General features: G+C 45.2%; 18 protein-coding genes. 10 read left to right on the plus strand and 8 right to left on the minus strand.

All coding sequences use genetic code 11. From position 1 onward, the window contains the following. Position 1 precedes the first annotated feature (1 nt). Entirely contained in the window at positions 2-1,543 is a 1,542-nt protein-coding gene (locus R8N46_RS01070) for a sodium:solute symporter (RefSeq protein ID WP_318098217.1), read from the plus strand. 11 nt (positions 1,544-1,554) lie between these two features. Next, a complete protein-coding gene (locus R8N46_RS01075; RefSeq protein ID WP_017634477.1) occupies positions 1,555-2,925 on the plus strand; it encodes an L-serine ammonia-lyase in 1,371 nt (456 codons plus the stop codon). Positions 2,926-3,003: 78 nt separating this feature from the next. Here the strand turns inward: R8N46_RS01075 and glgX are convergent, their stop codons facing one another. Beyond that, entirely contained in the window at positions 3,004-4,995 is a 1,992-nt protein-coding gene (gene glgX, locus R8N46_RS01080) for a glycogen debranching protein GlgX (protein WP_213972096.1), read from the minus strand. A gap of 446 nt (positions 4,996-5,441) precedes the next feature. Here glgX and lamB point away from each other — a divergent pair, with 446 nt between their 5' ends. The 5 genes from lamB to R8N46_RS01105 all read left to right on the plus strand — a co-directional run bounded on the left by lamB (position 5,442) and on the right by R8N46_RS01105 (position 12,001). After that, positions 5,442-6,662 carry a maltoporin LamB gene (lamB, locus tag R8N46_RS01085; RefSeq protein WP_213972097.1) on the plus strand — a complete coding sequence of 407 codons (1,221 nt, stop codon included), beginning with the start codon at positions 5,442-5,444 and terminating at the stop codon, positions 6,660-6,662. Positions 6,663-6,818: 156 nt separating this feature from the next. Next, a complete protein-coding gene (locus R8N46_RS01090; RefSeq protein WP_053307972.1) occupies positions 6,819-7,649 on the plus strand; it encodes a MalM family protein in 831 nt (276 codons plus the stop codon). A gap of 163 nt (positions 7,650-7,812) precedes the next feature. After that, entirely contained in the window at positions 7,813-8,331 is a 519-nt protein-coding gene (locus tag R8N46_RS01095; protein WP_225466189.1) for a glycosidase, read from the plus strand. 120 nt (positions 8,332-8,451) lie between these two features. Continuing rightward, positions 8,452-10,053 (plus strand): alpha-amylase family glycosyl hydrolase, encoded by a 1,602-nt coding sequence (locus R8N46_RS01100; protein WP_213972098.1) that lies wholly within the window; start codon positions 8,452-8,454, stop codon positions 10,051-10,053. A 331-nt stretch (positions 10,054-10,384) separates the two neighbouring features. Continuing rightward, complete coding sequence (locus R8N46_RS01105) at positions 10,385-12,001, plus strand: endonuclease (protein WP_213972099.1); 1,617 nt, start codon at positions 10,385-10,387, stop codon at positions 11,999-12,001. A 113-nt stretch (positions 12,002-12,114) separates the two neighbouring features. Here R8N46_RS01105 and pulA read toward each other — a convergent pair whose 3' ends face one another. Then, complete coding sequence (gene pulA, locus R8N46_RS01110; protein WP_213972100.1) at positions 12,115-16,104, minus strand: pullulanase-type alpha-1,6-glucosidase; 3,990 nt, start codon at positions 16,102-16,104, stop codon at positions 12,115-12,117. A gap of 546 nt (positions 16,105-16,650) precedes the next feature. Here pulA and R8N46_RS01115 point away from each other — a divergent pair. The 3 genes from R8N46_RS01115 (at position 16,651) to pdxY (ending at position 19,146) form a co-directional block, all read left to right on the plus strand. Next, positions 16,651-17,847 carry a tetratricopeptide repeat protein gene (locus R8N46_RS01115; protein ID WP_115386840.1) on the plus strand — a complete coding sequence of 399 codons (1,197 nt, stop codon included), beginning with the start codon at positions 16,651-16,653 and terminating at the stop codon, positions 17,845-17,847. A gap of 139 nt (positions 17,848-17,986) precedes the next feature. Continuing rightward, complete coding sequence (locus R8N46_RS01120) at positions 17,987-18,175, plus strand: AbrB/MazE/SpoVT family DNA-binding domain-containing protein (protein WP_115386839.1); 189 nt, start codon at positions 17,987-17,989, stop codon at positions 18,173-18,175. A 101-nt stretch (positions 18,176-18,276) separates the two neighbouring features. Then, positions 18,277-19,146 carry a pyridoxal kinase PdxY gene (gene pdxY, locus R8N46_RS01125; protein ID WP_115386838.1) on the plus strand — a complete coding sequence of 290 codons (870 nt, stop codon included), beginning with the start codon at positions 18,277-18,279 and terminating at the stop codon, positions 19,144-19,146. Between the two features lie 65 nt (positions 19,147-19,211). On the opposite strand, the gene sstT is transcribed toward pdxY, so the two are convergent. The 6 genes from sstT to R8N46_RS01155 form a co-directional block, all read right to left on the minus strand. After that, complete coding sequence (gene sstT, locus R8N46_RS01130) at positions 19,212-20,429, minus strand: serine/threonine transporter SstT (protein ID WP_005374821.1); 1,218 nt, start codon at positions 20,427-20,429, stop codon at positions 19,212-19,214. Positions 20,430-20,785: 356 nt separating this feature from the next. Beyond that, the gene (rsgA, locus tag R8N46_RS01135; RefSeq protein WP_151515268.1) at positions 20,786-21,862 is read right to left on the minus strand and encodes a ribosome small subunit-dependent GTPase A; all 1,077 of its coding nucleotides are present in this window, start codon (positions 21,860-21,862) and stop codon (positions 20,786-20,788) included. A 275-nt stretch (positions 21,863-22,137) separates the two neighbouring features. Further along, positions 22,138-22,446, minus strand: a complete 309-nt coding sequence (locus tag R8N46_RS01140; RefSeq protein WP_047102409.1) for a PTS transporter subunit EIIB — start codon at positions 22,444-22,446, stop codon at positions 22,138-22,140. After that, on the minus strand, positions 22,436-23,050 hold the full coding sequence (locus R8N46_RS01145) for an SCO family protein (RefSeq protein ID WP_042522188.1): 615 nt from the start codon (positions 23,048-23,050) through the stop codon (positions 22,436-22,438). The genes R8N46_RS01140 and R8N46_RS01145 overlap by 11 nt, the downstream gene beginning before the upstream one ends. Positions 23,051-23,059: 9 nt before the next feature. Then, positions 23,060-23,485 carry a hypothetical protein gene (locus R8N46_RS01150; RefSeq protein WP_025768641.1) on the minus strand — a complete coding sequence of 142 codons (426 nt, stop codon included), beginning with the start codon at positions 23,483-23,485 and terminating at the stop codon, positions 23,060-23,062. Positions 23,486-23,729: 244 nt separating this feature from the next. Next, positions 23,730-24,647 carry a DUF368 domain-containing protein gene (locus R8N46_RS01155; RefSeq protein WP_031778872.1) on the minus strand — a complete coding sequence of 306 codons (918 nt, stop codon included), beginning with the start codon at positions 24,645-24,647 and terminating at the stop codon, positions 23,730-23,732. Positions 24,648-24,925: the final 278 nt, after the last annotated feature.

Below are 24,925 nucleotides of genomic sequence, written 5' to 3' on the forward strand. Positions count from 1 at the left end.
AATGGTTACGTACTCAAGTTTTGTGGTGATTGCGTTATACGTGTTAATCACCATATTAATCAGCTATTTAGTGAATAAGCGCTACAGCAATGGTGGCGACTTTTCTACGGGTGGAAAGCAATTTGGCTGGTTTACGGCGGGTGTTTCGATACTTGCGACTTACATTAGTGCGATGACGTTTGTAGGGATGCCTGGTTGGGTTTATAGCTCTGGCATGGAAGCGATGAGTATTCACCTTAACTATCCCATCGTTATCTTTTTCACCGTCATTTTCTTTGTGCCTGTCTTCTATAAGCTGGGCTTGACTTCGATTTATGAATACCTTGAGCACCGCTTTGGGGTGTATGCAAGAACCATCAACTCGATTGTGTTCATTGTGGTTCAATGTATCTCTGCGGGTGTGATTTTGTATGCCGTGGCGCTGATCTTAGTGCAAGTTCTGCCTATCAGTATTTCTGAAGCCATTATCTACATTAGTATTTTCACCGCTTGCTATACCTATGCGGGCGGAATTTCCACGGTTATCTGGACCGATATGTTGCAATCTGCAGTATTGGTAGCAGGCAGCATCGCTATCTTTGCCATTCTAATGACAGAGATTAATGCGGCAGATTACCTTTCTCGTAATCACCTGAATATCATCAACTTAGACTTTGATTTAGGCGTATATACCACACTCTGGGCTGGCGTGGTTGCCGTGAGTTTTTTGCATTTGAGTGTGTACGGCACCAACCAATTGATCATCCAACGCACGTTAGCGACGAGATGTGAAAAGACGGCGCAGAAGTCAATGCTGTTGTGTGGTTACGGTGCGTTTTTTGTGTACTTATTCTTCGCGGTACTCGGTGTTCTTCTGAGTGTTTTCTATCAAGATCAATCGTTTGAAAACAGTAACGAAGTGATTTTGGATTTCGTTTTCAACCACACTAACCCAATTGTGGTTGGTTTGATCATTTCCGCATTGGCAGCGGCCGCAATGTCGACCTTGGACTCGACCTACAACTCAATGGCGACCGTCGCAACGTTTGATATCTACAAGCGTTTCGTTCGCAAGAGTGCCGATGATGAGCACTACGAAAAAGTCGCAAGAAAGATGAGTTTGCTCGCTGCGGCTATGGTGGTAGTGCCAGCTCTTCTGGCGGTATCGAATGAATCGGTACTCAAAACCATCGCTAGCCTGACTTCCATCTTTGTTGGTATCCGTCTTGGGTCATTCGTGCTTGGCTTATTCTGGGCAAAAGCCAATGAGAAAGGCGTGATCGTTGGCAGTATCATGAGTGTGATTGCGGTGTTTACTGCCATGTATCTCGACGTGGCTTGGCCGTGGTTCGCGCCAATTGGTACGTTTGTCTTCCTTTTGTTTGGTGTGTTAGTGAGCCGTCGTTGGGGCGCTGTGACTGCCGAGCAACAAATTTTTATCAATAATCAAAAACATCTTTTTGCAAAGCCAACCGCAAGCCATTACGGGCTGTTGGTGTTCGCCGTGGCGACCATCGCTGCTTGTATGGTTCTCCCTGATTGGCTTTATGCTGCATTGTCGTAATAGGTAAGTTTATGCTGTCCATCTTTGATATTTACAAGATTGGTGTGGGTCCTTCTAGCTCTCACACCAATGGTCCAATGATCGCGGGTTACCACTTCACTCGTTTGATTGAATCTAACTTGGCAAAAGTGGTTCGTATTCAAGTTGATTTATACGGTTCACTTTCGTTAACGGGGATTGGTCACCATACAGACCGTGCGACCATTTTGGGTCTGTTGGGTAACAAACCAGATACCATCAAAATCGCTTCTGCGAACAAAGCGATGCGCAAGGCGATTGAAGAGGGCATGATGTCTGTCGATGGCCGTCATGAAATCGAATTCAACTACAAAACGGACATGTTGTTCCATGAAGAGAACCTTCCTCTGCATGAGAATGGAATGACGATTACTGCGTTAGATGCGCACGGCAATCAGGTTGGGTTTGAAACTTACTACTCTATCGGTGGTGGTTTCATCGCAACGGCGGATGAACTGCAAAATGGCAGTGCGACTGCTCCCGTAGAAGTTGAGTTCCCATTCTCCAGTGCAGACGAAATGTTGGCACAGGCAGAGAAGAATGGCATGAGCCTTGGCGGCATGATTCTGAAAAACGAACAAGCGTTTCAGGATATGGAAGCCATCAATCAACGTGCAGAACAGATCTGGCGTGTGATGACGCGTTGCATGGAGCGTGGTTTCGAAACAGAAGGCATCTTGGATGGCGGCTTGAATGTGACCCGCCGTGCGCCTAACTTACTGAAGAAGCTTGAAGCAAATGAAGCAATCGAAAACGATCCGATGGAAATCATGGATTGGATTAACCTGTTTGCTTTTGCTGTGAGTGAAGAAAACGCGGCTGGTGGACAAGTCGTAACGTCGCCAACTAATGGTGCGGCGGGTGTGATTCCTGCGGTATTGATGTACTACCATCGCTTCATCAAAGAGCTTGATACTAAACAGCTTAAAGACTTCCTTGCTGTGTCCGGTGCGATTGGCATTTTGTACAAAACCAATGCGTCTATTTCGGGTGCCGAAGTAGGTTGTCAGGGTGAAGTCGGTGTTTCTTCTTCTATGGCGGCAGCTGGCTTGACCGCGCTACGTGGTGGCAGCAATGAGCAAATTTGTATTGCGGCTGAGATTGCCATGGAGCACTCACTAGGCATGACTTGTGACCCAATCGGTGGCTTAGTGCAAGTACCGTGTATTGAGCGTAATGCAATGGGCGCAATGAAAGCGATCAATGCATCTCGCATGGCATTAAAGCGTAATAGTAAATGTCTGATCTCGTTGGATAAGGTAATTGAAACCATGTACCAAACGGGCAAAGACATGAACAAGAAATACCGTGAGACGTCACTGGGTGGGTTAGCTTTGATTCACCTAGCGCCGCCTTGCGAATAATGAGTTAGGCACATCTAACCAACAAAAAAGCCGAAGCACTGAGATGCATCGGCTTTCCTTTTTTGGAGCGTTTATAACTTAGCTATGCGTTTGCTCACCTTTTGGTGTGCTTTGGTTTGGTTGATAGTGCAAAATCACCATCGAGGTGGGTGACAGCAAGACTTCGCCTTCAGCATGTCCTGGGTTGAGGTTACGTACGTTTGTATCACAGATCGTCACCCATTCTTGCTTTCGCTCATTGGGGAGCTTAAAGCGCGCTGTGGCGTTAGTTTGGTTGATGAGGTAAACCAGCTCTTGTCCTTCTTTACCGATACCAAGGTGAAGTGCGACAGAGCTTAAACGGTTCCAATCATCGTGCTCCATTAAGCGACCGTCTGTACGGCGCCAGAAAATACGGTTGTTATTGCGATTCTCGCCACTGAAAGCTCGGATAAATGGCACCATGTATTGATTTCGGTTGGCGACCATTTGTGACATCCATGCTTTGAAATGTTGCTTACGTTCTGTCTCTTCCCAGTTCAGCCAACTGGTTTCGTTATCTTGGCAATAGGCATTATTGTTACCGCCTTGGGTGTGAGACAGAACATCAGCAGTGAGAATGTGTGGGATACCGAAGGCAAACAGCAAGCTAGCAATAAGGTTGCGTTTTTGCTTCTCACGCGTGGCGATGATCATCAGATTTTCGGTCTCGCCTTCAACACCGTAGTTTTCTGAACGATTGTCACCGTGACCGTCGCGATTTTCTTCGCCATTGGCTTCGTTATGTTTGTGCTTGTAAGACACTAAATCTTGCAGTGTGAAGCCATCGTGATACGTGATGTAATTTACGGTGAGTTTGTATGGCCAGTTCGCTGCACTGTAAATGTCACGAGAGCCCATTAATCGAGTGGCAAACTCTTTTAAATAGCCTTGATCACCGCGCCAAAAACTGCGGGAAATATCACGCAGTTTGTCATTACATTCGTTCCAACCAAATGGAAAGTTACCCACTTGGTAGCCATTTGGACCAATATCCCAAGGTTCGGCAATCAATTTGGTTTCACGCAAAATTGGGTCTTGCGCAACGGCTTTAAAGAAAGCTGCTTCTGGGTTGTAATCATCGCCCTGTCGACCTAACGTTGCAGCTAAGTCAAAACGGAAGCCATCGACTTTAAATTCGCTAACCCAGTAGCGCAATGTATCCATCACAAGGTTTAAGGCTGGTTGGTAGGTGAGATCCACTGTATTTCCGCAGCCAGTGTAATTGGCGAAGTGGTTGCCATGTTTGATGTAAAAACAGGAATCGAGGGCCTTCAGGTTGAAAATTGTAGGCCCTTCACCACCTTCAGCAGTGTGGTTGTAAACCACGTCGAGAATCACTTCGATGCCGTTTTTATGCAATTCGCGAATTGTTGTTTTTAATTCCGTAACGGCGTCTTGTTCTGCGTAGCGCGGATCGGGCACCATAAAGAGATAAGGGTTGTATCCCCAATAATTGACCTTTTCCATCTCTAGTAGGTGAGGCTCATGCATGCATGCTGCGACAGGTAGCAATTGCAGCGTGTTGATGTTTTGTTGTTCGTAAAAGGCCAGCATTTCAGGTGATGCAAGACCTAAATAGCGCCCCCTCAGCTTGTCCTCAACCTCTGGGTGGCGTTGGGTAATCCCTTTGACGTGCGTCTCAAACAACACCATCTCTTCTCTGGGTATACGCGGGTGATCCGTGTTTTGCCAGTCAAAATCATCTTCGATAACGACGCACTTCGGCATATCGAAACTTTTGGCTGGAGAGTAGGGAGGATGATAGTGGAGGGCTTTATCTATTGATTTTGCGTACGGATCAGAAATTAACAGTGGCTCGTCCTTGTGGGAGACAAGATAACCGTATTTTTGCCCCGGCTCAATATCTGGAATAAAAGTATGACGTATGCCAGCGTATTCATTCGGTAAACCGCGAAGCTCGTAGCTGCCATCGTCTGCAAACAATGCCAGTTGAATGTCTTTTACGCCCGGAGCATGAATAGAGAAGTTACAGCCTTCTTTATTCAATGTTGCGCCCAGGGGGTAGGGGCGAGAGAGAAGTCGTGTCATCGGAGATACTTTATTTAATATTTATTGCTACCTTTAGGAAACTATAAGTTAAAAACTTTGTCTTACTAAGGTCAACCACCCTAAATATAAAAATATTCGTGTAATTTAATTACTTTATGTGACGGCTTAGAGTCAAAAATATGAAATGGCTATCACTTTGTAGCGGCTCAAAACCGAACAAACTTACTAATTCCTCCCTAGATTGGTGATCTGACTCGAAAAAACACCATTCGGTAAATTTTCTACTCCCTTCTCATCCCCCTTAAATTAGTTTAGGGCGGAGGAAGTCATCCTTGTACGCCTCGGGTAATCTCACAACTGTTGAAACAAACGGGGATTCGTTCCCATCTTACCTCTCTTTCTTTAGGTGTGTTTTTACTGCCTATATTCACCTAAAAGAGTGAGCAGGGAAGACAGAATTATAAATACCCTTAATGGAGTTAAGAATGAAAAAAGTAAGTGTAATTGCTGCTGCTGTTGCTGCAACTTTAGCTGCTGGTTCTGCGTTTGCAGTGGATTTTAACGGTTACATGCGCGCTGGTACTGGTATCAGCGGTAATGGTAATGGTGACCTTGCTGTAAACAAATTTGGTATTGGTCGTCTGGGTAACGAAGACGATAACTACTCTGAGTTTGGTTTGGCGGAAGAGTTGAAAATGGGTGACCAGACTTGGCGTATCGAATCTATGATTGCTTCTGGTGCTCCTGGTGCGAATGGTTGGGAAGATGCTGATTTTAACGTTGCTCAGTTTGCTGTAAAAGCTAAAGGTCTGATTGCTTCTGATAAAGACGCAACTATGTGGGCTGGTAAAACTTACTACCAGCGTAAAGATATCCACATCACTGATTTCTATTTCCTAAACACTTCTGGTACTGGTGGTGGTATCGAAAACCTCTCAGTAGGCAACCAAAAACTATCTCTAGCATTGATTCAAGATGGTGAAACTTCAGATTCAACGGGTTACATCTTTGATGCTCGTTTAGCGAACATCGGCCTTTGGGATAATGCTGCTCTTGAGTTGGCTGTTGCTTACAACTTTGCGACAGATTCTAACGATGCAAAAGAAGAAGCGGATGACGGCGTATTGGCGTCTGCGATTATCCATCAAGGTATGAGTAACGGTTTTAACCAAACAGTATTTCAATACGGTACAAATGGTTACGGTGTTCAAGCTGCTAACTTCTGGGGATCTGGTGCTTATTACGCGCGAGGTACAGAGGCATTTAATGATGCATCAGGCTTCCGTTTGATCAACTGGGGTGTAATGAACCTAGCTGAGAACTGGGAAATGGGTCACCAACTTGCTTACCTATCAGGTAGCGACATTGGTGGTCAAGCTGCTGGCGCTTACACAGGTAAAAACTTCGATATTGATCAATATTCTGTAGTTGTTCGTCCTATGTACAAGTGGAACGATACAATGCGCACAGTATTCGAAGCGGGTTACAACTCTGGTGAGAAAATCGCAGATAGTGGCCTAGCAAAAGAAGATTTTGGTAATGCTAAATTCACAGTTGCTCAAGCTTGGGCTATGGGTGACAGCTTCTGGGCTCGTCCAGAACTACGTGTATACGGAACTTACTTGCTAGATACTGAAAATGACAATACGTTCAACGGTGACGATACAGAGTTCGTATTTGGTGTTCAAGCTGAGGCTTGGTGGTAATCAAATAAACTCTTAGTTATCTAGCTGTCCTAGTCAAATAGCCGACATCAGTCGGCTATTTTTCTAAGGGTTATTGAAAAGTTAGACGTTTCATTAAAGTCACTCTAAGATGCTTTAGTGCCAAAACCTTTAGAAAAATAACTAGAAGGAAAAAGTATGTACTTCCGTGCCCTCATGTTAAGTGGATGTGTAGCGCTTGCTGGCTGCCAATCCACTGAAGTTATCGAACAAGTTCAAGTTGCTCAAATGCAACAAGTTGACACACTCTCTGAACTTCAATCGGTAAAAATGAAGCTTCCTAGCTCTGCCATTATTGATATCACTGCTCAAAGCCAAGTTCTGAAGTATCAGAATATCGATAGCCGTGTCGCTGTGTTTGAGCTTCCAGCAGATCGTGGTGAGTTTGCTATTAAAATCACCAGTCTAATCGAAGAGACGGCTTTTGTACCAAGAGCAGTTATTGTCGATAAAAATGGTAGAGAGCTCGAAAATTATGATAAAACTGAATTTGAGTACAAAAAACCTCGCCTGCATCTTGGTAATCGCTTGGCTGCCGAAAAAGACTTTTTCCCCCCAACGGGATTAGATTCTGTTTATCTTATTATTTATACAGATAAAGCCGACCTTGGCGGGTTTACCGAAGTGATTCACCCCGCGCGTTTGGACGCTGAGGGGAGAGGTAACTACTTACCAGAAGTAAAAGATATTCCAATTCCTAACAGTGATACAGGTAAGATTGAAGTCTCGATTGACCGTGTGAGTTTCTTCTCAATCGGAACATCAAGTAATGAACCAGCGGCGGCTCCAATTGCGGCTAAGGCGGTTGAATCAGTACAGCCTGAAACACAAACTTACTACCACAACGCAATTAAAGCGGCCGTAAAAGCAGATGATATCCCTAAAGCTCTGAGCTTACTTGATGAAGCAAAAGCGTTAGGAATTGAAGGTGCGCAAGAAGTATTTGTAAAAGCAGTTAATAGTAAATAGATAATTTTAAAAAGCCGGCTAAGATAGTCGGCTTTTTTATTACGCATTTAGTTATCTTTTTCACATATTATATTATTCCTATTTAAAATTTATTTTATTTCGATCCATAATATATATGTTCTAATTTAATTAGTACTTGGTCTAATAAAAATAAGGATATAACGTGAAAAAAATAATTATAAATACAGCATGTACTTTAGCTGCTGTGTCTATCTTGTCTGCTTGCTCGTCCACATCATCAGAAAATACAACCCAAGGTGAAGTAAATAATGCGGTTGCGTTTACGAGCACGCAGATTGATATGATGACAAATTGTAGTTTGCCGGATTCAGCCGAATCTGGCCCATTGTCTAAAGACATTTTTGTTGTAGGTAGTTTCCCAAATGCAGATTGGAAGCACACTGCCGAGCGCAAGCTGACCTATAAGGGGAACAATGTCTATCAAGTGATTACCGATGAAATTTCAGGTAATTATAAAATGCAGTATGCCGCTGAACAATGGAAACCACAGTTTACTGCCAAAGGTAAAAAATTATCGGTCGGACAATTAAATGAACTGACTTACGGTGGTTACGGTACAGATACAAAACTAGAAATTAAAGAGCCTGGTAAATATCTTTGGAGTTTAGAATTTACAGATGATGGCTCACCTTATTCAATTATGGTAAATAAGTGCCAATAATATTCCATTCAATTATTTAAAATCTATTTTTATTTATTAACCCCTGCATGAAACAAATGTCGGGGTTAATTTTATTACTCAAATGTCAGTAGTTTATTTGAGTAAGTTAGGGAGAATAAAATGCGTAATATCCTACGTAACCATCGCCTGTCTCGATCGTTGCTTGCGTTAAGTGTGATTGGTGCTTTATCTGCGTGTAATTCTTCTGGTGGTAGCGACACTAATAGCAGCACTCCGCTACCGGATACCAGTTATGCTTGCCAAGCCAATGTCATGGCGCAAAGTAACCAACTTCGTACTTATCAAATCATGGTAGAGAGTTTTGTGGATGGTGATGCGAGCATTGGTCACGGTACAGGTTATGGCACCAGCCATCATAACGGCGATTTGCAAGGAGTGATTGATTCACTCGATTACATCCAAGATTTAGGGATGAACGCGATTTGGTTGACGCCAGTTTTTGAATCGGAAGCGATAGCGGGCCAAGAACACCTGGATGCCACGGGCTACTTTGCAACGGATTACTTCACCATTGATCCACGTTTTGGTGATTTAGAAACGGCGAGAACCTTGGTCGAGGAAGCACACAAACGCGGCTTATACGTGTTTTTTGATGGTGTATTTGGTCATCACAAAGATGGTTTGATCAAACCATCTCCTTCCGGTTTGTTGCCATCGGGATCGAGCAATCCCGTTGATTACCCGGCCAGTCTCGATTTCTACAAAGAAGTGGCAACGTATTGGATCAAAGAACTGAAGATTGACGGCTGGCGTTTAGATCAAGCCTATCAAGTTCCGACAGACGCTTGGACACAAATTCGTAAAGCCGTCGATGAAGCCTCACAAAGTGTGACGTACACCAATAGCAAAGGCGAACAAGTGAATCCGTTGGGTTACATGGTGGCAGAGATTTGGAAAGGGGAGTCTGAAATCGCGAATGAGGCGTATGGATCGAACAGCGATCCAGCATTGTGCTCTGCGTTTGACTTCCCTATGCGATATCGCCTCGTTGAAACTTTGGCCGTGAATGAGAGCGGCGTGGGTGGTCGCGGTGCGGATTGGTTAGACAACGGCTACAGCACACACAACCAATATCCAACACATGCGCAGCCGAATTTGATGATCGGCAACCATGATTTAGTGCGCTTTGGTGACTTGTTACAGCGCGGAAATTTAGCGGATGTGAATGATGCAGAATATTGGTTACGCCATAAAGCCGCGTTTGCTTTCCAAGCGGCGTACACCGGGCCAATCACGTTGTACTACGGTGATGAAATCGGGGATCAAGTGGATGGTTTTGCCGTAAAAGAAGACAACAGCACCTGCGCCATTCAAGGTTTGTGCGATGATCACGTTGCGCGCAGCAGTGCGAAAATTGAAGGCGTGACGGCGACGCTTGATGCAAACCAAGCCGATCTCAAATCTTATGTGACATCGCTGATGACAATGCGCGATGCGCATCCTGCACTTTATCAGGGGTCACGCACGAATTTAGTTGCGAGTAACGGCAGTTATGTGGACTTGAAACAATCTGGTTCGGACAAAGTCTTGTTTGCGCTAAATACCTTAGAGAGCGCTAGAAGCGTCACTCTTACTCAGGAGAGTGTTGGTACTGGTGAGTTGGTGGATTTGCTTACGAAAGAAAAAATTACTCCGAGCAATGGTCAATATCAACTTCCGATGTCGCCATTACAAGGGCGATTCTTTGCGGTAAAACCTTAAGGAATTATCCAGAATTGATGCTCACCAGTTGAGCTGACCACAAGCTTTCTTATAAACAAGCCAAGTGTTGTTGCTGACCCCCATAGGCGCACACTTGGCTTTTTTCTGTCTGTTTTACTTTTCCCTTAATGGTTTTACGACGATGTAGCCAACAAGTAGCTTCGCTTTTTGTATTGGCGTTTGTTTTCAGCAGGTGAATATTTGTGAGATAAGCTGCACATTAAAAAGTAAATTAACACTTGTGCAACGTAAAAATGTGACTGAAGGATTACTTATGCCCCACTAATATGTTTATCGTGTTTGGGATTTATATAACTAATGGAAAAGTATAATGAAATCCATAACGAACTCCCTCTGTCTCCTTGCTGCTGTTAGCTCTCCGTTTGCATATAGCCAAATTATCAACGGTGACTTTGAGCAGTGGAATGGCAATGTACCTACGCAGTGGTCAGAGATTGACGCGGGCATTACAGTGTCGCCAAGCAGCGAGCAAATCAAATCGGGTGGTCTGGCTGCCCAGCTCGTCGTGAATACAGGTACCCAAAGCAACACCGACTTTTTGCAAACCATTAATGTGGAGCAAGGGAAAACCTATCCGTTTTCTGTCTCGGTTTATCATACCGAAGGAAATGTAAAAGCACGTCTGGTGGTTGATGGTTATCACAATTACTCGAACCCACAACAGATAAACCAGTGGCAAGAGCTCGCGCACAACTACACAGCGAGCTCGAACAAGACCATCAACGTCGGTTTGCGTTTTTACGATGAAGCCAGTTTTGATGGCTCAGAAGTTGTCTACGTCGATAATTTTCAACCGACTGAGACAAGCACGCAGCCTCCCGTAGAGAGCTGTAGTGATCACCAAGTGGTCTTGACTCTCACGACCGACAACTATGGCTCTGAAACGAGTTGGACGCTGAAAAACAGCCAATCCGCAGTGCTGTTCTCTGGTCAGGGTTATGAGTCGGCAACCACCGTTGAAAAAAGCATGTGTTTAGCCGACGGTGATTACCAGTTCACCATTCAAGATGAGTATGGTGACGGCATTTGTTGTGGAAGTGGCGCGGGTTCGTACACGTTGATGGAAGGAACCAAGACCCTTGCTTCTGGCGCTGAGTTCGCCAAAAGCGAAACCACTGATTTTACGTTAGGTGACACCACCACGACTCCACCAGTGGTTGATGGGTATTATCAAGCCGCGTCTGGCAAGACAGGCTACGCACTCAAAACGGCGTTGTTTAACATCATCAATAATCACTCCAGCCGTGGCTATTCAGCGATTTGGACTTTGGTAAAAGACGTAGATTTGGATAACTACTACGAGAAAGACGGCTCCATTCTTGATATGTATTCAGAGAAGCCTGCGGGCAACGATGCAGTGAGTTTCACGAAAGTAACCGACCAATGCGGTCAATACAGTCAAGAAGGGGATTGCTACAACCGTGAACACTCGTTCCCGAAAAGCTGGTTTGGTGGAAAAGTTGAACCGATGAACTCAGACGGTCACCATTTGTTTGTCACCGATGGTTATGTAAACGCCAAACGTAGCAACTGGCCATTTGGCGAAGTGGGCACCTCGACTTATGTTTCCAGCAATGGTTCTAAGCTAGGTCAAGCGAGCACAGCACTGGGTTATTCAGGCACCGTGTTTGAGCCGATTGATGAGTTTAAAGGCGATTTTGCGCGCGCGTATTTTTACATGGCAACCCGTTACGAGAACGTGATTGGCAATTGGGAGAACAACACGAGCAACTCTGACGCGGTGTTGGATGGCACCAGTACGAACGTATTTGAACCTTGGATGCTAAACATGCTGAAACGTTGGCACAAAAATGATCCTGTTAGCGCGAAAGAAATCCGTCGCAATGACTTGGTGTTTGAGTTCCAAGGAAACCGCAACCCGTTTATCGATCATCCTGAATTTGTTGAGCAAATTTGGGGGAATTAACGCGCAATTGGTTTCAACATTGCGAGTCAATCTCACGGCGAACCATTGAGAATAAGAAAGGGGAAGCATAATGCTTCCCCTTGTATTTACGGATGTTGTGAAAACTGGAGAACTCAGTTCTTCGTGACGGTTACGATTGGCGCTGACTTGTCAGCCGCATTGAAATGGAAGTTGTAATTTCCTGCTTCTGCAATCGCAATTTTCAGGTTTGCACTACCGCCACCGACTTCCATCGTTAGCGCTTTACCAAGCTCAACACTGCCTTCGCCACCGAAGTTGGTGTCTGCTGCCCAGTCTGCGCTCGCAACTTTCATCTCGTAGTTGCCCGCCGCTAGGTCAATGTCTAGCGAATAAACGTCATTTGCAACATAGCTGAACTTCGCTGTTGAGTCTTGTGCTGGAGCATCCCATGTAGTGATAGTGCCACGTAAGTAAAGTGCTGTTTCACCGAATGTTGGTGCATCTGCTGATTTGGTCACTGACACGACCGGTTTTTCTACGCTTTCATCTTGAACATGCAGCGCGTTCAGAGTGAAGTTGTACTTACCTGTTTCAGCAACAGACAGCTTACAGTTACCTTCTGAACCTAAGTCTAGTGAACCAGAAGCTATATTCGCAATATCACAACCGATGTTTGGATTTGCCCAACCAGAGTCCGCGAATTTGAACTCGTGTTCACCAGCTTCAAGAACGCCAGTTACAGAGTACATACCGTTGCCAATAAAGGTCATCGCCCAATCACTGCTATCAGACCACTCGTTCATCGTGCCTTTCACGTAAACAACGGTTTCGCCGTAAGGAGGAATGCTCGATACGTCTTTGTTATCCGTGTTTACTGGTAGGCCAGCACCTTGTGCGCCGTTTTGTGGCTGCACGAATACCGCTGTTGTCAGTGCTGGTACTGTGAACGTTTCATTGGTGAAGCTTGCACCTTTCACGATGTCATCCGCAGAGTTTTGTTGAACTTCATGTAACTCGAAACCAGTTGCGCCAGCAACTTTGAAAGACTTCTCAGTTGATGTTGAGTTCACAACGGCCACGACAGCATCGTAGTTCGAATCTAAATCGGCACCTGCTGATTTACCATCGTCGATAGACATAACGATCAAGCCTTCCACTTGGTCTTTACCAACGTTGCGGAAGTCAACACGGTTCATGACTTCTTGAGCGGTATCTAAGCGGAACAGTTCACTTGAACTACGGATTTTTAGTAGTTCTAGGAATTGTTGTTTGGTTAGCTCAATGTCGGTTGCATCTGGCTTCGCTGTCGTATCAGAAACGATCTTCTTGATCAGCTCCCAGTTTGCGCCGTCTTTGTCTTCACGAGGCAGACCTACGTTCCAGTTGTTGTCACTGCCGTCGAAGAAGACGCGGTTGAACCAGTCACCAGAATCGTAAGAGTCGCGCTGCATGGATTTAGAGCGCAATAGCTCAGAACCCATGTGGATGAATGGAATGCCTTGACCAAGCATCACCGTTGATAGGGACACAGACTGCATACGTGCACGCTCGGCAGATGAAGTGCCTGTCGCAATCTTGTAGGCGTTGTTATCCCACAATGTTTGGTTGTCGTGCTTAGACACGTAAGAGATGTTCTCTGATGGCACTTTTGTGTAGCCTGCAGGCGCACCATTGTAATCAACGTTCTTACCCAGTTTGGTTTCGCCTTTGTAATCAAGAAGGATGTAGTCAGCCAAGTTACCAGCCATACCTAGACGAACCAGATCTTGGTTGTGTAAACGACCATTCACCGATTCTGCGTCAGTTTTGGTTTCTTCGTTAGGGTAAGCAGCATTACCAAAGCCTTGGTTAAAGCGAAGTGGGTGCTTACCTTCTGAATCTACACCGCCATCAAACGGGCTTCCGCCACGAACTGCGTCACGCAGACGATCAGAGAAAGTACCGATTTCTGTCCCTGCCATGTTGACTTGTGTCGCCTGATCGAAGCGAGCGTTTTGCGCGACTTCACCAAAGTCCCAACCTTCGCCGTAGAACAGAGTATTCGGATCAATTTCACGGACTTTTTCAAGTGCGTAAACCATCACATCTTTCGGCTGGTGGCCCATAAGGTCAAAACGGAAACCATCGACTTTATAGTCATCCGCCCATACCATCAATGAGTCAACCATTAGTTTACCCATCATCAAGTTCTCGGTTGCGGTGTTATCACAACAGGTTGAGTTTTCGACGCCGCCAGTGTTGACGTTTAGGCGGTGGTAGTACCCAGGGACAATCTTATCCAGTACTGATTTTTCGTTCACACCAGATGCATTTGTGTGGTTGTACACGACGTCCATGACCAGTTTCAGATCCATTTTATGCGTCGCTTGAACCATTTCGCGGAACTCAAGAATACGCTTAGACCCGTTAGGATCGGTCGCATAACTGCCTTCTGGCACGGTGTAGTGGTAAGGGTCATAACCCCAGTTGAAGCTGTCTAGCATGCGAAGATCGTTCATCAACGCTTGTGCTTTGCCCGTTGTTGGGTCGTAGCTATTTAATACCTCTTCAATTACTTTGCCGTCATCTTCGGTCTCACAAATGGAGGCTTCTGGCTTGATGCCACAAAGTTTACCCACGGTGTCGGTGATATCGACTCGCTGGTCAGCGTCTTCATCCACGGTTGCAATATCAAATGCTGGCAAGATATGTAGCGTTGTTAGGCCAGCATCTTTTAAAGCTTGTAAGTGAGATACAGACTCACGCTCAGGTTCTGTAAGCGCCAGATATTTGCCATCAAGACTTGGTGTGCCTTTGCTGTCGTTAAAGCTGAAATCACGAATGTGTGACTCGTAAAGGACGTGGTCTTCGTCTTTTTTAACCGTTGGGCGTGCGTAGTTTTTCCAATCTTGAGGCATTAAGCTTGGATCATCTAAATCAACCACTTGTGAGTATCGTGAGTTCTTAGACAAGCTCATTGAATATGGGTCTGTTACCAAACGCGTTTCAACGACGCCAGTTGTTGGGTGGTATACCTTAACTTGGTAGCGATAGTATTTGTTGACAACGTTGCTTTGTGCCTCAGAAACCCAGATACCTGTTGCTGGGTCTTCCGTCATGGCAACGGTCGCTTCTTCTGCTAAGTTTTCATCGTAGATTATCAGATCAACATCTTGGGCAGTTGGTGCCCATAGTTTGAAGGTTGCGGCACCGCCTTCCACAATCGCACCGAGTTCTTGACCGATCGCGTTACCTGCCTTGGAATCGGCAAACACCGCATCCAAAACGCCCGGTTTTTGCACTTCAGTTGCAGAAATGACGTCACCATTTGCGTTGTAAGCCACCATAACGATTTGTGACTTCAGGATCGTACGCAAGGTCGCGTCATCGACATCGATACCCGCAGCTTGAAGGCTAGCAAGGTGACGGAAGCGTGATTTCAGACCATCAGACAACTCACCAGCTTTTGTCAGCTCAACCGCTGTACCGCCAGAGATTTGCTTATCTTCATCCATTTTGATGTCATTGCTAAGGCTGTAGAACAGCTTCATGGAATCCGCATTGGCCGCCGCTTCCCACGCGATGGTGTTGGCATCTAGCCAATGCGCTTTTTGACCATCAATATCAACAGGGCGCTCTTCTATTGGCTCGTAGTAAAGTTCACTGCTGCCGTGGAAGCCAAACAAACCTTTCGATTCGCCGATTTTCGTCAACTCTACTTTTGAGTTTGCGCTGCCGAACGCTTTCTCATCACCTTTGTGCAGAATGAAGTTCATGCATTCGTGTGGGTCAGAGGCGTCAGGGTTTATTTTCAGTACGTAGTAAGCACCGTAGGTGTCGTTGATGCCATCGAATGGGTGTGGCGCAGACCAATCCGTTCCTGTTCCCGGAATGCCCATTGCGTCTAAATCTGTGCTGGTACAGCCCTCACCGTTCCATAGGTGCAAGCCCCAACCTTCGTAGTCGCTTGCTGTTGAAGCTGATGCTACGTCACGTTTGTAATAAATGACGACTTCGTTCTCTCCCGCAGGGTACAAGCCTGAGCCAGGGTTCGTCGTATCTTCGTTCGTGCTATCACTACCACAACCGCTGATTACCGCGACGGAAATCAAAGGCAGTACGGTTTTGGCAATTGTTGATAATTTAAATGTCTTATTGTCCACGTTTACAAATCCATTGTTATTGAATTGATATTGAGCTGCGCGCTGCCTTCGCTGACTCAATCATCAAGAAGGTTTTGCACACGCTAGAAAGGCAGATGCCAAAAAAGGAAATGTTCAATTAGATGCTAATACACTGAATCATCAGCAAAATGTGAGAGCAGGCTGTTAAGTTTTTTACAGGTGCAAATTTTCTGTCACAGTCGATTTTGTTCACAAATTAAATAATAAAACAGGCGCATAGTGAGAGATTCTGCACACCATTAAAATGTAAATTTTTATGGGATGAGTAAGGGGGGATGATAGGGGATGAGAATGTCTCAGCCCCAAAACCGTGATTAAGTTCTATAAAAATGAGGGCTATATTTTTCTTTTAAAAATAAGTTGCAGTGATGTTGAATAAAATACCGCCATTAAGTCTTCGCAAGCTTCAGATTTTCGCTAAGTGGTCGTTATATAATGAAGGTAGTCGGCGTTACGTCGGCGCGTAATCATAAGATTTCCCTGAAAGGGAGTTGAATTGGGCCCTGAAACCAAAAGAGGCTATTTATGAGTAGTATGGGCATTGCCATTGCGGCAACTGGCCTTTCACTCGTCCTGATATTTGTGTGGATGATCTCGTTGTCGATGCGGAAACAGAGACTCGAGGCAGAGAGGAAAGCTCGCGAAGCCGCTTATCGAAAGGCGATGCATAAAGCGCGAGAGCAAGAGCGTAAAGAGCGAGAGTTCAAAGCAGAAACCGGGCATATCCCCACCATTTTATTTCTAGCGAAAGAAGCCGAAAAGGACAACATTCGTCAAGCGCTGTATTGGTATGATAAAGCCGCTAAACTGGACAATGTGACGGGGATGTACGGCATTGTTCGCTTAAGTGAACGCATGCGCGAAGATGTGATTTTAAAAGAGCAGGCAAACTTCTGGCGTACCGCAATTGCGGGAATGGAAGGGGATACCGAAGCGAAATTTTCGACGGGCAAGGCCTTGGTCTTTGGTCGAGGAACTGAAAAAAATATCCCAAAAGGTAACCAACTGATTGAAACTGCCGCCGAAGAAGGCTGCATTGATGCCATGATTTATATGGGGGAATGGCAGCTTTCACCAGACAATAGTGCAGGACGCAGTGCAGATGCGCTTTACTGGTTTATGAAAGCGGCGGAAAAAGACAGTGCAGATGGCAAGATCCAAGTCGGCTTATGTTACCTAAATGGCATTGGTACAGAAAAAAGCATGGTTAAAGGTTGCTACTGGCTGGAACGGGCCGCGGAAGGTGGCAGTGCTAAAGCGATGTATCATGCTGGCGAAGCGTGGAAGGATAAAGGTAAAACGGGTAATGCAATTGCTTACGTTTGGCTGTTTCTTGCTGCCAATATGGGCTACCAACCTGCGCGTACGTTACGTGATGAAGTGGCAACCAATATTGGTGTTGATGTTGTCGTTGGATTGCAGTCCATAGCGAAGCCGTTGCAAAGAAAGCTGGCCTCAGGAATGGTGAGAAAGCACTCTATTATTCGAGCCCTTAACAAAGTGTACAAACGCGAAGCGTATTTTCCTGCGGAAGAGGAGCTCAATGCGGTGTTGAATGATGAGAATAAAGACGCCTCCGAAGCTTGGGAGGAGGCATCAACACTAGATTTTCAGCCTAACATGACAACGGTAACAGCAGAAGGTCAGGCAAGCACATCGCCCAACGAAAAAAAACTCTCTAAAGATGCGCTCGATTTCACTCAAAACTTCCTTCAGCCATAACCTATCTTATCCAGAAGCCTCAAGATTGAGGCTTTTCTTTTGTCTTTAAAATGTTACGCCAATCCAAGTCAGCTCAATGCATTTGAGGCTAGACATCCAATGACGTGAAAACTCATTTTCGACATTTGGAGGACGAAAGATGATAAGTCAACCTGTTAAAATCGGTGGCGATACCGCCGTAGTCATTCCAAGCGCAATCCTGGCTCAGCTCGGGATAAGGGAAGGAGATACCCTAGAAATCGCACTGAATAAAGACAAAATGGAAATTAAGAAGATGGTGTTGAAAACCAGCGCGCCAACTTACTCTGAAGATATTGAGGAGAATTGAGTTAGAGAATCTTGGTTTGTCGGATACACTACTGGTTTCGCAAAACTGGCGCTTGCCGCTGTCTTTGAACTATCGATAACTACAATAAGAGGTAAGGTACTATGCAAGGTATCCTCTCTATACAATCTCATGTTTCTTTTGGTCATGCTGGTAACAGCAGTGCCGTTTTCCCAATGCAACGCATGGGTTTCGAAGTATGGCCGATTCATACCGTTCAATTTTCTAACCACACGCAGTATCAAGAAGGCTGGACTGGGCGAGCGTTTGCGGCTGAAGACATCAGCGAGTTAGTTCGTGGACTTGGTAACATCGGCGTGCTGGAAAAGTGCCAAGCGGTATTGACGGGCTACCAAGGTAGCGCAGAGCAGTGCCTTGCTGTTGAAGATACCGTGACGAAAGTGAAGCAAGCGAACCCGAACGCACTTTACGTTTGCGACCCTGTGATGGGCGCGCCAGACAAAGGCTGCATTGTGGCTCCGGGCATTGCTGAAAATCTTCTAACGCGTTTGATGCCAATGGCGGACGTGATCGTTCCGAACCAATTCGAGCTAAGTCAATTTGCTGAGATGGAAATCCACTCACTAGACGATGCGATCACCGCATGCCAACGTGCGCTAGAGAAAGGTCCAAAAGTTGTGCTAGTTAAGCACCTTTACTGCCTAGAAAATGGCAGCTTTAACATGCTACTGGCTACGCAAGAAGGCATTTACCTTGCGAAGCGTCCTCAATTTGAGTTTGCTAAACAACCTGTTGGCGTGGGCGACCTTATCTCGGCGATCTTCACTTCAGGATTGCTGAAAGGTTGGTCTCCTAAACAAGCTTTCCAACATTGTCACGACGCGTGTTACGGGGTGTTAAGCGCCACTTACCATGCAGGCGAATGGGAACTGCAAACCATCGCAGCGCAGCAAGAGTTTGTTGAGCCAAGTAAGCATTTCTCAATTGAAGAGGTGGCTTTGGTCACCGCGTAATTGAGCGCAATTAAACAAAAAAGGGGAGCCATCATCGGCTCCCCTTTCTCTTTGTTCTGTCAGTCTTACTGAGCTTTTTGCTGCTCTGATTTACAAACTGCTGCCGTAAAGACAACGTCTGTTGAGCTGTTTAGCGCAGTTTCTGCAGAGTCTTGAATCACACCGATAATGAAGCCAACCGCTACAACCTGCATTGCTACGTCGTTTGAGATACCAAACAGGCCACACGCAAGTGGGATAAGTAGTAGAGAGCCACCTGCAACACCTGATGCGCCGCATGCAGAAACCGCAGCTACAATACTTAGAAGTAGCGCAGTCAGTAGATCAACTTCGATACCCATAGTGTGCACAGCTGCAAGCGTTAGCGTTGTGATAGTGATTGCAGCACCAGCCATGTTGATGGTCGCACCTAGAGGGATAGATACTGAGTATGTATCCTCGTCCAGTTTTAGTTTCTCACATAGTGCCATATTTACTGGAATATTCGCCGCACTTGAACGAGTGAAGAACGCAGTTACACCACTTTCACGTAGACAACGGAATACAAGTGGGTAAGGGTTTTGTTTGGTTTTAACGAACACGATCGCTGGGTTTACAACGAGTGCGATGATCATCATTGCGCCAAGAAGAACCGCCAGAAGGTGTGCGTAGCTTGCTAGTGCGCTAAAGCCCGTTGTCGCAAACGTTGAAGCAACCAAGCCAAAAATACCAAATGGTGCAAGACGAATGATAAAGCGCACAATGTGAGACACGCTGTGGCTTAGATCTTCAAATACGGCCTTCGTTGTCGCCGATGCGTGGTGTAGTGCAAGACCCAGACCCACACCCCAAGCAAGAATGCCGATGTAGTTTGCTTCTACTAGTGCATTTACTGGGTTGTCGACCAGTTTAAACAACAATGTGCGTAGAATTTCAGCAATACCTTGAGGAGGCGTTGCACCTTCAGCGCCGGTGACAAGCGTTAAATTGGTCGGGAAAAGGAAGCTTAGAACCACTGCTGATAGCGCCGCGAAGAATGTACCCATCAGGTACAGTACAACGATTGGGCGCATGTAAGTGTGTTGGTTTTTCTTTTGGTTTGCAATTGAAGCGGCAACCAAAATAAACACAAGAATTGGCGCGATCGCTTTAAGCGCACCGACAAAAAGGCTACCAATTAATCCCGCGCTTTCGGCATGGCTTGGAGAAATTGTCGCGAGCAAAATACCAAAGACGATACCGACAAGGATCTGGACGACGAGGTTACCACGAGCATATCGGGCAACGAGGCTGTTGTGTTGCATACATCATTCCTGCAATTTTATGCCAGAGTGGCAGGGCAATAGTCCATCATTACACGGCGATAATGCCCTTATATTGCAAGGGGTGAGCATTGCTTCTGGTCACTAAGACACATGATTATCAATTATCCTGTTTTTATAAATTCAGCCATTTTCTTGCTGAATATCACATATCTTAGCTTGGTAATATTTTGTGTCTAGTTTTAGTTTGTTTTTGGATTAAATGTTTGCTCAATGTTATTTAAATAAGATTTTTATGTTGAAAATTATCATTAGTTATGAGTAATGGTTTTTAATAAAGTTGTTAAAAAGGAGACTTTCGTCTCCTTTGATTTTATTGACAACTCAAACGCAACAAATTAATAACTTTGTTGGCGCCTGCGCTTATCACTCATGGCATTTCGAGTGAGTTTCCCGAACTGTCGACTTTGAGCTCGTTGCTCTGCCAAAGTCGCACCGTTAAAGGCTTGTTCTCGCAATAGTTTTTGATAGTTATTGAAACGACGAACTTCCAGTTTGCCATTTTCAATCGCAGTTTGAACTGCGCAACCCGGCTCAGTTTGATGCTGGCAATCACCAAAGCGACAACGCTGAGCGAGAGCCTCAATGTCAGAAAATGCCTCACTGACCCCCGATTCACAATCTGCTAGTTGAAGCTCGCGCATTCCCGGAGTATCAATCAAGATGCCGCCATCAGGTAATAGATGGATAGAGCGCGATGTAGTTGTATGTCGCCCTTTGCTATCGTCTTCACGAATATGCCCAGTTGCCTGTTCTTGTTGCCCGAGTAATGCATTAACAAGAGTTGATTTGCCAACGCCTGAAGAACCGATAAAAGCGAGGGTTTGTCCTTCTTTGCACCAGGTCATGAGTTTAGAAGCACTCTCTATTTCTAAGCCGTTGACTGTCTCTATAGCTAATAGAGGGTCGAGCTTCTGTACTTGGCTTTTTAGTTCATCAGTATTGTCACACAAATCGGCTTTGGAAAGCACGATGACGGGTTCGACTTCGGCTTCATGAGCCAAGGCAAGATAACGTTCAATACGACTTAAATTGAAGTCGTCGTTAAGGGAACAGACGATAAACACTGTATCCACATTGGCTGCGATGAGTTGCTCTGCCACTTTGCTGCCAGCGGCTTTGCGGCTAAAGAGGCTCAAGCGATCCAGTAAGCGAACAAATTGCTGATCTTCATTTAAGATTACCCAGTCTCCGACGGTCATATTGGGTAAAGAATGGTGGGCATTAAGATGAACTTGCCCAGTTTCTGTTGCCAATAAATAACCACTTCGGTGATGCGCAATTACACGAGCAAAAATAGTGTTGTCGTAATCGTCTAATGTCAGTTGTTGCTGAAAAAATGGTTTCCAACCCAATTGTTTTAGAGGGTTTGAAGTTGAAACTAATGTGTCACAAAAAGTATGTGTTTGATTCATTATTGAATTATCCCTGACGCAACAAAGCGCCTTAATACAAATCGCATTAGGGTCTAATTCGGATAGAGTTGACCCCGGTGAAGACCGGGCAGAGAAGGGGAGTTGTGGTTATGCCACAGAGTTGGTGCTGTTAGGGTTACCCTTGCGATGCCCAGTTAGTGTTATTCAATACAATCATCTTGTGTCCTCTTCGTTGGTTAATAAATAAGTGAGTTAATTAAGCCAAAAGAGTATAGCTGCCCTTTTTTAAAGAGGGTAGCTATACTGCAAAAATATTAACTTTGTTTTGTGATGCGCTCTTCCATAATCTGCGAATACGTGTTGGCTTTTAAGCCGTATATGATTTGGATATGACGATCATCCAATATCACGACGCCATGCGCGCCATGATTTTTGAGTGCGTTCTTATCGATGACGGACGTCGCTCTGAGGGTAAGACGCAGCCGAGTCGCACATGCACCAGTTTCTAGCAGGTTTTCTATGCCCCCAATGGCGTCAATGATCGTATCGACGTCTTGTTCGACATTGGGGTTGGTATGAGTTAGGAAATTGAAAAATTGCTTCAGCACTGACTTAACCGTCATTTGAAGAGCCTTCGGTCGTTAGTTTTGAAATGGCTTCAACAATCGGTGCCGGCGAGAGCGTATGCGGTACTTTAGTGATTAACGTGCCATCCGGCTTCAAGAAGTAAAAGTAAGAGCTATGATCCAGCGTGTACTTTAGTTCCGAGCCTTCCAATTCTGTCTTGCGGAAAATGACACCATAGTTGTGTGCCAAAGGTGTCGTTACATCAAGTGGTGCCGATAGGCCTTCAATCATTGGATGGAAGTAATGGGCATATTTTGCTGATGCATCGGCCTCATCACGCTCTGGGTCTAAAGAAATGAACATCGGGCGTAGTTGTGCTTTTTGCGCGTCGTCAATTTGATTCAGTGCTCCTGCCAGCATTGCAAGAGAAGTTGGGCAAACGTCTGGGCAGCGAGTAAAGCCAAAATAGACGACTCGGATGCGAGGGTCATTCACATCGAAGATATTGACGGCTTGGTTATTTTCCCCAAACAATACCGTTTGTTGAGAGGTAGAACTGTCCACTTGCTCTGGCTTCGTTTTCTGATTATCTAAATAGCTCTTTACGCCAAATCCGAGTGCGAAAGCAGCTACGAGAAATAGGGACCAATTGCGGCTCATAACGATTCCTTATCTTTGCATTTTTATAGCAGGGTAAACGGTATTCTCTCCATCACTGAGTTCACCAACCCAAGTCATTGCATCCTCCGTGCAAACCGGGAGAATGATGTCACCTTGATATTGGCCAGGAGCGATTTGCTTCAGTAAAAACTTAGGCTCACCCATCTCCATTTCTCTTCCTGAAAGACTTAGGATGAGTTGCTTAGCATCGCTTGTATGCCACTCAACATTTAGAGTGGTAGGAACCAAGGGTTGAGCAGTTTCTGAGTTTAGCGTCATCGTAACATTTTCTTGGACGCAAGAGGTTGTAGAGAGAAAGCAGTATTCATCTATTGACTTGCTTTGAGTGGAAGAAGAAAAGCTTTTTATTAGAGTCGGGGCATAAAATCCCGCAACTAATGCGGCTGAAACAGCGGCGATTTGTAACAGTTTCATTAAGGTTCAGCATTTATCACTTAACATTACGAGCATCGTAGCACAGATGCGCCGCTCGCCAACTCGTGACCTCGGTAAATTGTGCGTTATACCTCGGTGACCAGCTTCTTAGTAACGCGACGGACGTTATTGCATCAAATACAGCAGAGTTTTCAATTGAGATGTTTTTGCCCTTAGCCAATAGATAAAAACGGAGCCAATTGGCTCCGTTTTTATTTGGTTCAGTATGTGTTTGATACCAAAGTTATTTATCTGAATCTGCGAATTTCTCTAGACCCAAAACCAGAGCAATGGCTGCAAGCATCATTACGACAGCAAGTACTAACTGAGAAGGTTGTGATGTCACGTGTTCAAATTCAAATGGTGATAGGTTGTGCTGTAGCAATGGCACTTGTTCGCCCTTCGAATTGGTGCGCCAAGTGATGGTTTCTTTCCATGGCCAAATCTTTGGCAACGTACCAATCATTAATCCAGTCAAAAACATCAGGGTGAAATCACGGAACTTGCGTAGTAACCACGACAATAAGTGAGAGAAGGACAGTAAACCGATCACGCAGCCAGACAAAAATAGCGCTAATGTATCGACTTGAAAACCTTTCACTGCGGCTAATACAGGAGCATACATGCCAATCAGCAGCAAAATAAAACTGCCAGAGATACCCGGCAAGATCATCGCACAAATCGCGATAGCTCCAGCGAATAAGGTGTTAATGGCCGTTGGTTCCATGTGTAAAGGTTTGAGCACAGTAATACTATAAGCAAACCCGACACCAACGAGCAGAATGACAAAGCGGACAAGATCGCGTTGCTCAACCTGACGAATAATGTGATACACAGAGACCAAAATCAGACCAAAGAAAAATGACCAAAGTGGGATCGGGTGTGTGTCAAGAAGCCAAGTAATCAACTTTGCTAGCGTTGCAATACTGGTGAAAATGCCGGCAAACAGAGCGATAAGGAAGAATCCGTTGATGTGATTAAACGCGGCTTTAACCCCTTCTTTTCGCCAGATAGAGAAAAGTGAGGGGTTAATGCGTCGAATGCTTTCAAGCAGCGTATCGTAAATACCAGTGATAAACGCGATGGTGCCGCCAGATACACCAGGTACAACATCTGCTGCACCCATGGCGATTCCCTTGAAGAAAGTAATTAAGTAGTTCATTGCTCTAATGCTAAGTCGTTTCGATGGCAGAGAGTATACAAACATTGCGATGAAAAAAGTATGAAATAGTGCTGTAACTACTTGGTTTTATATCCAATCTATTGCCTATCTTTATTACCCGCCAAGAGACAATGCCGCCGTAACGAGCTTTTAATGCTTGGTTTACATTTTTGAGATGATTAACTCTACTATCAATTATCAATCTTGGTTGCATTGTGCAATTGCAATTTGCATTATCAAATTGCATTTTGATAATTTGCGCGTGAATAAATCCAGCT

It is taken from the genome of Vibrio sp. 1874, from assembly GCF_033344395.1.
GTDB lineage: Bacteria > Pseudomonadota > Gammaproteobacteria > Enterobacterales > Vibrionaceae > Vibrio > Vibrio alginolyticus.

Bases quoted from the DNA above. Each gene is read 5' to 3' on its own strand.
- R8N46_RS01140 (WP_047102409.1), bottom strand. From the start codon at position 22,446: ATGACGGTTAAGTCAGTGCTGAAGCAATTTTTCAATTTCCTAACTCAT.
- R8N46_RS01100 (WP_213972098.1), top strand. From the start codon at position 8,452: ATGCGTAATATCCTACGTAACCATCGCCTGTCTCGATCGTTGCTTGCG.
- R8N46_RS01105 (WP_213972099.1), top strand. From the start codon at position 10,385: ATGAAATCCATAACGAACTCCCTCTGTCTCCTTGCTGCTGTTAGCTCT.
- rsgA (WP_151515268.1), bottom strand. From the start codon at position 21,862: ATGAATCAAACACATACTTTTTGTGACACATTAGTTTCAACTTCAAAC.
- R8N46_RS01120 (WP_115386839.1), top strand. From the start codon at position 17,987: ATGATAAGTCAACCTGTTAAAATCGGTGGCGATACCGCCGTAGTCATT.
- sstT (WP_005374821.1), bottom strand. From the start codon at position 20,429: ATGCAACACAACAGCCTCGTTGCCCGATATGCTCGTGGTAACCTCGTC.
- R8N46_RS01090 (WP_053307972.1), top strand. From the start codon at position 6,819: ATGTACTTCCGTGCCCTCATGTTAAGTGGATGTGTAGCGCTTGCTGGC.
- lamB (WP_213972097.1), top strand. From the start codon at position 5,442: ATGAAAAAAGTAAGTGTAATTGCTGCTGCTGTTGCTGCAACTTTAGCT.
- R8N46_RS01150 (WP_025768641.1), bottom strand. From the start codon at position 23,485: ATGAAACTGTTACAAATCGCCGCTGTTTCAGCCGCATTAGTTGCGGGA.
- glgX (WP_213972096.1), bottom strand. From the start codon at position 4,995: ATGACACGACTTCTCTCTCGCCCCTACCCCCTGGGCGCAACATTGAAT.
- R8N46_RS01075 (WP_017634477.1), top strand. From the start codon at position 1,555: ATGCTGTCCATCTTTGATATTTACAAGATTGGTGTGGGTCCTTCTAGC.
- pdxY (WP_115386838.1), top strand. From the start codon at position 18,277: ATGCAAGGTATCCTCTCTATACAATCTCATGTTTCTTTTGGTCATGCT.
- R8N46_RS01115 (WP_115386840.1), top strand. From the start codon at position 16,651: ATGAGTAGTATGGGCATTGCCATTGCGGCAACTGGCCTTTCACTCGTC.
- R8N46_RS01155 (WP_031778872.1), bottom strand. From the start codon at position 24,647: ATGAACTACTTAATTACTTTCTTCAAGGGAATCGCCATGGGTGCAGCA.
- R8N46_RS01145 (WP_042522188.1), bottom strand. From the start codon at position 23,050: ATGAGCCGCAATTGGTCCCTATTTCTCGTAGCTGCTTTCGCACTCGGA.
- R8N46_RS01070 (WP_318098217.1), top strand. From the start codon at position 2: ATGGTTACGTACTCAAGTTTTGTGGTGATTGCGTTATACGTGTTAATC.